The sequence below is a fragment of the Streptomyces sp. NPDC057694 genome, assembly GCF_042799415.1.
Classification (GTDB): Bacteria; Actinomycetota; Actinomycetes; order Streptomycetales; family Streptomycetaceae; genus Streptomyces.
Genome location: NZ_JBHVIX010000053.1, coordinates 1 through 8305 on the forward strand (window position 1 = coordinate 1; position 8305 = coordinate 8305).

Here is an 8305-nt window from a genome sequence, read left to right on the forward strand (position 1 = left end):
AACGCGTCCTTGGCGTCCTCGGGACCCACCGTCAACACGGTGATCTCCACGTCGTCATCCGCATTCTCGGAAATCTGCAACGCCTGCTCGACCGCATACTCGTCCAGCTCCGACAGCAGACCATCCACATCATCACGATCGACGGTCAGGTCATCAGCGAAATGCCGGTCGCCCGTGGCATCCGGCACGTACTTCACGGTGACAACGATCCTCAAGCTCACGCCGGCTCTCCTACTGCAATCGTCTTTTACTGGGCGGCTGTGCTGCTGCGTCCAAAAACGCCTTGTACCAGGCAGCATAGGCGCCTGAAGCGGACTCTTCCGGTCGGGGCGGCCCGCGCTCCGAACGAAATATTACTCGTCAGTACATCCAGATTATGCCCGCTAAGCAAGCGCTTTGAACTGTGACGTTCCCAACGCTCCGTAATCGCCCGGAGCCGGGAACTCTCAGTCGCGCAGCGCGTTGAAGCGCCCCTGGTGATAGAGCAGCGGACGGCCCGCTCCCGGCAGGTCGCCGCAGACCGCCTCCGCGAGCACGATCCGGTGGTCACCGGCGGGTACCCGGGCGATCACCTTGCAGACCATCCAGGCCAGTACGCCGTCGAGGACCGGAACCCCCTCGGGCCCTTCGGACCAGCGCGTGGGTGCGCCGAAACGGTCGGCGCCGCTGCGGGCGAACGTCGCGGCGAGATCCGCCTGGTCCTCGGCGAGTATGTGCACGCCGACGTGGCCGGCCTCCGCGACGGTGGGCCAGCTGGAGGCGCCCACGCCGACGCCGAAGGAGATCACGGGCGGCTGGGCGGAGACGGAGGTGAGGGAGGTGGCGGTGAAGCCGACGGGGGCGCTGCCCGCCGCCGTGATCACCGCGACGCCCGCGGCGTGCTGCCGGAAGACGGAGCGGAGAAGGTCGGGGCCGGCGGGCAGAGCGGTGCGCAGATCGGGTGTGACCGTCATGGAGTTGTCCTTCTGCGGGAGAGTGCGAGCGGGGTCCGTGGCTGCGTCAGAAGACACGACAACGGGCGCTCGAACAGCGCGCAAGGTCGACATGGACCCGCTGGTGGAGAAGGAGTTCCGGCGGCATAAGGTCAGAGTGACGATACGTGGCGCGCGCAGTCAAGTGCGTTCCGTCATCTGAGAGATGGGTCATCCCGGGAGCACCCTGAGCAAGAGGGTCACACGGCTTCGCCGAGCGCGGCGATGACATCCGCCTTGCGCGGCTGCCCCGCCGCCCGGCGCACCTCACGGCCGCGCGCGTCGAGCACCAGTACGGTCGGCGTGCTGACCACGCCCACGGCGCGTACGAGTTCGAGTCGGGCCTCGGCGTCGATCTCGATGTGCGACACACCGGGGACCAGTGCGGCGACATCACCGAGCACCCGCCGGGTGGCCCGGCACGGCGCGCAGAAGGCGCTGGAGAACTGGACCAGCGTGGCCCGCTCCCCCAGCTCCGCACCCAACTGCTCGGCACCGAGCGTCACTTCACTCACGGTCACTCCTGTCCTCCTTTTTGCCTGTTCTCACGTACAGCGCTCAAACGTCTCTGCCCATTCCGGCCAACGTGACCAGGATCTCGCGCGGCACCGGAACCAGGACTGGCCACCCAGCCGTTCTTGGGGCACGATCTGCGCAAGCCGCAATACCTACGGCTCCGTAACTTAACGCCGGGAACCGTCCCACCCAACACGTTCCCCAGGCACTTCAGAAGGGTCCTCCCCCTCCATGGCAGAGCTCGTCTACCGTCCGGTCATCGGCGCCGCGAAAACGCTGTTCAAGGCGCTCGACCTGAAGATCGACTGCAAGGGCTCGGAGAACATTCCGCGCTCGGGCGGCGCCGTCCTGGTCAGCAATCACATCAGCTACCTGGACTTCATCTTCGACGGCCTCGCCGCGCTGCCACAGAAGCGCCTGGTCCGGTTCATGGCCAAGGAGTCGGTGTTCCGGCACAAGGTGTCGGGTCCTCTGATGCGCAGCATGAAGCACATCCCGGTGGACCGTTCGCAGGGTGAGCACGCGTACCAGCACGCTCTGCAGTCGCTGCGCGCGGGCGAGGTCGTCGGCGTGTTCCCGGAGGCGACGATCTCGGAGTCGTTCACGCTGAAGAGCTTCAAGACGGGTGCCGTGCGGCTGGCCCAGGAGGCCGGGGTGCCGCTGATCCCGATGGCGCTGTGGGGCACGCAGCGGGTCTGGACGAAGGGACGTCCGCGCAACTTCAAGCGGCACCACATCCCGATCACGATCCGGGTCGGCGAGGCCCTGGAGGCGCCGGCCGACCAGTACGCGGGCGCGATCACGCGCCGGCTGCGCGGCCGGGTGCAGGAGCTCCTCGAAGCGGCGCAGCGCGCCTATCCCGTGCGCCCCAAGGGGCCGAACGACACGTGGTGGATGCCGGCCCATCTCGGTGGCACGGCCCCGACCCCCGAAGAGGTCAAGGCCGCGGAGGCGGGCTGACCCTCAGACGGCGGGATGGACCGTGAGGCGGGCGCCGGGGCTGAACTTCTCCAGGAGTTCGGCCAGTTCGGCCCCCGCCGTCTCCAGGCCCGCCCGATCGCCCATGCCCTCCAGGAGGAACAGGGCGTTCGTCGAGGTGTCGGTGAGGCGGGTGCGGGTGCCCTGCCGCCAGTTCCAGCGGCGGCAGGTGACGCCCTCGTCGTCGCACCAGACCACCTCGCCCGCGTCCGGGTGCTCGACCGTCCGCTCCCCCGACGCGACGGTCACGAAGTCCTCGGCGCCGGTGGCCCTGACGAGGCGCATGCCGCCCTTGATGTGGTCGAGGTCCTCGCCGCCGACCGGGATCAGATGGGCGACGCTGATCGCGTTGTAGACGTCGACGAGCGTGTTGATCCGCGGCAGTCCGCCGTCGGCGAGCGCCCTCTTCGCCAGCGCCTCCGCCGAGTTGCGGGTGCGGTTGGGCTTGGCGCCGAACGCCGTGTAGGCCGCGCGCCACGCCACCATGTGCGGGTCCTCGTGCGGCGCGCGCCCGTCGAGGCGTGCGGCCAGCCGGCCCGCCGCCTCGTCCAGGAGCGCCGATGTCCCTTCCGTACTGGCCGCGTTGACCAGGCCGTACGCCTCGATGGCGATGTGGTGGAACTCGGGCGCGAGGGTGCGGACATCGTCGGCGACGGTGAGCTGGAGGGCCATGGCCTGCCTTACAGGGTGAGCGAGTCGGGGAGGTTCTCCCAGAGGTGCGGACGGTCCGGGGCGCTGCGCAGCGCGTCGAGCACCGCCGGATGCGGTACATCAAAGAGTACCGGATAGTCCACCTCGCTGGACTCCGGATCGGGCACCCAGGCCAGCCGCTCCCCCTCCAGGGAGAACCGGGCGTCGACACCCGGCTTGTTCCCCCGGCAGTCCTGGCGGTGCCACGCACCGCGGAACCGTACGGCGACGAGTCCGTGCACGCACCAGCCCGTACCGGCGTCGTGCGTCAGCCGCTGGTAGCAGAGCGCCGCGGGGATGTCCTCCGCGCGCAGCAGCGCCGTGAGGGCGTGCGCCTTGGCGTGACAGACGCCGGTGCCCTTCTCCAGGACGTCGGAGGCCCGCCAGGTGACGCGCGGGTCGCCGCTGTCGGCGGAATGCGGGATCACGTCACGGACGTACTCGTAGGCGACGCGGGCGTATACATATGAATCGGCGGACTCTTCGGCGAGTCGCGCGGCCGTCTCCCGGACGAGCGGATGGTGATGATCGATGACATCGTCCGCCGCCAAGTAGGCGGAGAGATCGGGGTTCCGCTGGATCAGCTGCATGGCACGCGAGCATAAGGATGCGACCGGCCGAGAGTCAATGACTTTACGGTCGGTCGCATACCTATGCGGCGCTCAATGCTCGTGCTCAGCGCGCCATCTCTTCCTTGAGGGCCGCGACAAACCCGTCGACGTCCTCCTCAAGGGTGTCGAAGGCGCACATCCAGCGGACGTCGCCGGCCGTCTCGTCCCAGAAGTAGAAGCGGTAGTGCTTCATCAGGCGCTCGGAGACGTCGTGCGGGAGGCGGGCGAAGACGCCGTTGGCCCGCACCGGGTAGAGGATCTCCACGCCGTCGACCGCGCGGACGCCCTCGGCGAGGCGCTGGGCCATCTCGTTCGCGTGCCGGGCGTTGCGCAGCCACAGGTCCTTGGCGAACAGGGCCTCCAACTGCACGGACACGAAGCGCATCTTGGAGGCGAGCTGCATGGACAGCTTGCGCAGGTGCTTCATGTGGCGCACGGCGTCCTGGTTGAGGACGACGACGGCCTCGCCGAAGATCGCGCCGTTCTTCGTGCCGCCGAGGGAGAGGATGTCGACGCCGACCGTGTTCGTGAACGTCCGCAGGGGGACGTCGAGGGACGCGGCCGCGTTGGCTATCCGGGAGCCGTCGAGGTGCACGGTCATGCCGTGCTGGTGGGCGTGGTCGCAGATCGCGCGGATCTCGTCGGGCGTGTAGAGCGTGCCCAGTTCGGTGGACTGGGTGATCGAGACGACCTGCGGCATCGCGCGGTGCTCGTCGTCCCAGCCGTACGCCTGCCGGTCGATGAGTTCGGGGGTGAGCTTGCCGTCCGGGGTCGGGACGGTGAGCAGCTTGAGGCCGCCCATCCGCTCGGGTGCGCCGCCCTCGTCGACGTTGATGTGCGCGGACTCGGCGCAGATCACCGCGCCCCAGCGGTCGGTGACCGCCTGGAGCGCGACGACGTTGGCACCCGTGCCGTTGAAGACCGGGAAGGCCTCGGCGGTCGGGCCGAAGTGGCTGCGGATGATCTGCTGGAGATGGGCCGTGTAGTCGTCCTCGCCGTACGCGACCTGGTGCCCGCCGTTGGCGAGGGCGAGGGCCGCCAGCACCTCGGGGTGGGTACCCGCGTAGTTGTCGCTGGCGAAACCCCTGATCTCGGGGTCGTGATGCCTGCGGGCGTCGGTCTTCGGAGGATTCACGGCTTCTCGGTCAGCCACAGACGGGTCCCGTTCACTTCGGCGGCGGGCTTGTTCCAGACGCCGGTGATGGCCTCGGCCAGCTCCTTGACGTCGGTGAAGCCCGCGAACTTCGCGTTGGGGCGCTCCGCGCGCATCGCGTCGTGCACCAGCGCCTTCACCACCAGGATCGCAGCCGCCTGCCGCGGTCCGGCATCGCCCCCGGCCTTGCGGAAGGCGTCGCCCAGCGCGAGGGTCCAGGCCTCGGCGGCGGCCTTGGAGGCGGCGTACGCGGCGTTCCCCGCGGTCGGCTTGCTGGCCCCCGCGGCGCTGATCAGCAGGTAGCGGCCGCGCTCGGAGCGGCCGAGCGCACCTTCGAACGCCAGCGAGGTGTGCTGCACGGTGCGGATCAGCAGCTTTTCGAGCAGGTCCCAGTCGGCGAGGTCGGTCTCGGCGAAGGACGCGCTGCCGCGCCAGCCGCCGACGAGGTGGACGACGCCGTCGACCCGGCCGAAGTCCTTCTCGATGCGGTTCGCCCAGTCTCGGGTCGCCTGGAGGTCAAGGAGGTCCACGGTGTCGCCGACGACGGTGGCGCCGCCGTGCGCGTAGCGCGCCTCGTCGACGGCCTCGGCCAGGCGGGCTGCGTCCGCGTCGGCGCCGATGACCGTGGCGCCGGCCTCCGCGAGCCGCTTGAGCGCGGCGCGGCCCGCGGGCCCGGCCGCCCCGGCGACCGCGATCACGGCACCGTCCAGCGTGTCCTTGCCGGTGGCCGCGGTGGTGCCGCTGGTGTCGGTGGAGTCCGTCATGGCAGTCGCCTCCTGCTGCTTGCTGTGGCTCGGGCTCACGCGGCGACCTGCTCGGCGTCCGTCGCGGTGATGCCCTTCGTCGAGGCGATCACGGTCTTCAGCTTCTTCGAGAGGGCCTCATAGAACATGCTGAGCGGAAACTCGTCCGGAAGCACGTCGTCCACGAGTTTGCGGGGCGGGAGCGACACGTCCAGGGCGTCGGGGCCCTTGGCCCAGCGTGAGCCCGGGTGCGGGGCGAGATACGTCGACACGAGGTCGTACGCGGCGAACCAGTGCACGAGCTTCGGGCGGTCGATGCCGTCGCGGTACAGCTGCTCGATCTCGCCGCACAGCTGGTTCGTCACCTCGGGGGCGCGCTGCCAGTCGATGTGCAGCTTGTTGTCGGTCCAGCGGACGACGTCGTGCTTGTGCAGGTACGCGAAGAGGAGCTGGCCGCCCAGACCGTCGTAGTTGCGCACGCGCTCGCCGGTGACGGGGAAGCGGAACATCCGGTCGAAGAGGACCGCGTACTGCACGTCACGCCCCTGCGGGACGCCGTCGGCCTCCAGCTTCACCGCCTCCTTGAAGGCCGTGAGGTCGCAGCGCAGCTCTTCGAGCCCGTACATCCAGAACGGCTGGCGCTGCTTGATCATGAAGGGGTCGAAGGGCAGGTCGCCGTGGCTGTGGGTGCGGTCGTGGACCATGTCCCACAGCACGAACGCCTGCTGGCAGCGGTCCTGGTCGCCGACCATCTCCGCGATGTCCGCGGGCAGTTCGACCCCCAGGATGTCCACGGCCGCCTCGGTCACACGCCGGAAGCGCGCGGCCTCGCGGTCGCAGAAGATGCCGCCCCAGGAGAACCGCTCCGGCGCCTCGCGCACGGCGATGGTCTCGGGGAAGAGAACGGCCGAGTTCGTGTCGTAGCCGGAGGTGAAGTCCTCGAAGGTGATGCCGCAGAAGAGGGGGTTGTCGTAACGGGTCGCCTCAAGCTCGGCGAGCCACTGCGGCCACACCATCTTCAGGACGACGGCCTCCAGATTGCGGTCCGGGTTGCCGTTCTGCGTGTACATCGGGAAGACCACCAGGTGCTGGAGGCCGTCCCGGCGCTGCGCGGCGGGCTGGAAGGCGAGCAGGGAGTCCAGGAAGTCGGGCACCTCGAAGCCGCCGTCGGCCCAGCGCCGCAGGTCGCGGGCGAGCGCGTCCAGGTACGCGGCGTCGTGCGGCAGCAGCGGGGCGAGCTGCTCGACAGCGGCTATGACGCGGTCGACGGCCCGCTCGGGGTCGGCCTTCGCAGGGGCGCCCTCGGCATCGAAGTCGATGGACCCGTCCTTCTCCTGCCAGGTCCTGATCTCCTCGACGGCGTCCTTGAGCACGGGCCAGGCCGGGTGCTCCACCACCCTGTCGCCCATCCCCTGGACCGGAGGAACAGTCTCCTCCACGGCCTTCTGCACAAGAATTTCCGTCATGTCTCATCCTCCACGGGAGAACCTCGCGTATAGACACCGTATACATGCAAGGTTCTCCGCCACAAGGAGAGTCTCGGGAAATTATCCTGCCCGACCCCCTGCATCACCGTCGTTTTTCCTGTCCCGACCGCTTGAAACGATGACCTCCACCACATCCGCCAGGGCTCGGCGGGCGTCGTCGAGGAGTTCGGGGAAGCCGAAGAAGCCGTGGAACATGCCGGGGAAGCGGCTCTCGGTGACCGGGACCCCGGCGTCCCGCAGGGCGCTCGCGTAGGCGCGTCCCTCGTCGCACAGGGGGTCGCAGCCCGCGGTGACGACGTGCGCGGGCGGCAGTCCCGTGAGGTCGTCGGCGAGGAGCGGCGAGACGCGGGGGTCGGCCGGGTCGCCGTCGGGCCCGAGGTACTGCTCGCGGAACCAGGCGCAGTGGGCGGCCGTGAGGAAGTAGCCGTCGGCGTTGTCGTCGAAGGAGCCGGTCTTCTGGCGGGCGTCGGTCGCGGGGTAGACGAGGATCTGCCGGGCGATCGCGGGCCCGCCCTCGTCCCGGGCGATCTGGGCCACGACCGCGGCGAGGTTCCCGCCCGCACTGTCCCCTGCGACGCTCAGCGCCGCCGCGTCCGCGCCGAGTTCGGCCACGTGGCCGGCGACCCAGCACAGGGCCGCGTACGCGTCGTCGACCGCCGCGGGGAAACGGTGCTCGGGGGCGAGCCGGTAGTCCACGGACACCACGACGGCGCCGGCGTCGCGGCACAGGGCGCGGGCGGTGGAGTCATGGCTGTCGAGATCGCAGATGACCCAGCCGCCGCCGTGGAAGAAGACGACGACGGGTCGCGGCCCGGGGCCGCCTTCTGGCCGATAGATCCGTACGGGGATCGGCGGGCCGCCGGGGGCTCCCGGTATCTCCCGGTCTTCGACCGCCCCGACGACGGGTGGCGGGAACGGTGACGTGGGCGCGGCCGCGAGGATGCGGCGGGCTTCGGTGGCGTCGGTGACGGTGCCGCCCAGGTCGGGGAACACGGTGGTCATCGCGTCCACCAAGGGGCGGGCCTGGGGGTTCAGGCGATCCGGGGTGGGCATGGCGGCTCCTTTTTTTGGGTGCGTTGTCGGCTGACGGTGGGTGGGGGCTGGTCGCGCAGTTCCCCGCGCCCCTGAAGGCAGCGGCTTCGCCGCTCGCCTTCAT

At 69.7% G+C, this 8305-nt stretch carries 9 protein-coding genes and 1 pseudogene; 1 reads left to right on the forward strand and 9 read right to left on the reverse strand.

All coding sequences use genetic code 11. From position 1 onward, the window contains the following. From ACFVDP_RS43690 to ACFVDP_RS43700, 3 genes and pseudogenes are all read right to left on the reverse strand, one after another. Positions 1 to 221: pseudogene (locus tag ACFVDP_RS43690) on the reverse strand (electron transfer flavoprotein subunit beta); the annotation flags it as partial. 225 nt (positions 222 to 446) lie between these two features. Further along, positions 447 to 953 (reverse strand): flavin reductase family protein, encoded by a 507-nt coding sequence (locus ACFVDP_RS43695; RefSeq protein WP_383503382.1) that lies wholly within the window; start codon positions 951 to 953, stop codon positions 447 to 449. 218 nt (positions 954 to 1171) lie between these two features. Beyond that, complete coding sequence (locus tag ACFVDP_RS43700) at positions 1172 to 1492, reverse strand: TlpA family protein disulfide reductase (protein WP_383503384.1); 321 nt, start codon at positions 1490 to 1492, stop codon at positions 1172 to 1174. A 226-nt stretch (positions 1493 to 1718) separates the two neighbouring features. Here ACFVDP_RS43700 and ACFVDP_RS43705 point away from each other — a divergent pair, with 226 nt between their 5' ends. After that, on the forward strand, positions 1719 to 2447 hold the full coding sequence (locus tag ACFVDP_RS43705; RefSeq protein WP_383503386.1) for a lysophospholipid acyltransferase family protein: 729 nt from the start codon (positions 1719 to 1721) through the stop codon (positions 2445 to 2447). Between the two features lie 3 nt (positions 2448 to 2450). Here the strand turns inward: ACFVDP_RS43705 and ACFVDP_RS43710 are convergent, their stop codons facing one another. From ACFVDP_RS43710 to ACFVDP_RS43735, 6 genes are all read right to left on the reverse strand, one after another. Further along, on the reverse strand, positions 2451 to 3137 hold the full coding sequence (locus ACFVDP_RS43710) for a B3/4 domain-containing protein (RefSeq protein WP_383503387.1): 687 nt from the start codon (positions 3135 to 3137) through the stop codon (positions 2451 to 2453). An 8-nt stretch (positions 3138 to 3145) separates the two neighbouring features. Next, complete coding sequence (locus tag ACFVDP_RS43715) at positions 3146 to 3745, reverse strand: transglutaminase family protein (RefSeq protein ID WP_383503389.1); 600 nt, start codon at positions 3743 to 3745, stop codon at positions 3146 to 3148. Positions 3746 to 3830: 85 nt separating this feature from the next. Beyond that, the gene (locus tag ACFVDP_RS43720; protein WP_383503391.1) at positions 3831 to 4901 is read right to left on the reverse strand and encodes a threonine aldolase family protein; all 1071 of its coding nucleotides are present in this window, start codon (positions 4899 to 4901) and stop codon (positions 3831 to 3833) included. Beyond that, positions 4898 to 5683, reverse strand: a complete 786-nt coding sequence (locus ACFVDP_RS43725) for an SDR family NAD(P)-dependent oxidoreductase (protein WP_383503393.1) — start codon at positions 5681 to 5683, stop codon at positions 4898 to 4900. The genes ACFVDP_RS43720 and ACFVDP_RS43725 overlap by 4 nt, the downstream gene beginning before the upstream one ends. Before the next feature lie 35 nt (positions 5684 to 5718). Further along, positions 5719 to 7128 (reverse strand): DUF6421 family protein, encoded by a 1410-nt coding sequence (locus ACFVDP_RS43730; RefSeq protein WP_383503395.1) that lies wholly within the window; start codon positions 7126 to 7128, stop codon positions 5719 to 5721. An 81-nt stretch (positions 7129 to 7209) separates the two neighbouring features. Further along, positions 7210 to 8202, reverse strand: a complete 993-nt coding sequence (locus ACFVDP_RS43735) for an alpha/beta hydrolase (protein ID WP_383503397.1) — start codon at positions 8200 to 8202, stop codon at positions 7210 to 7212. Positions 8203 to 8305 lie beyond the last annotated feature (103 nt).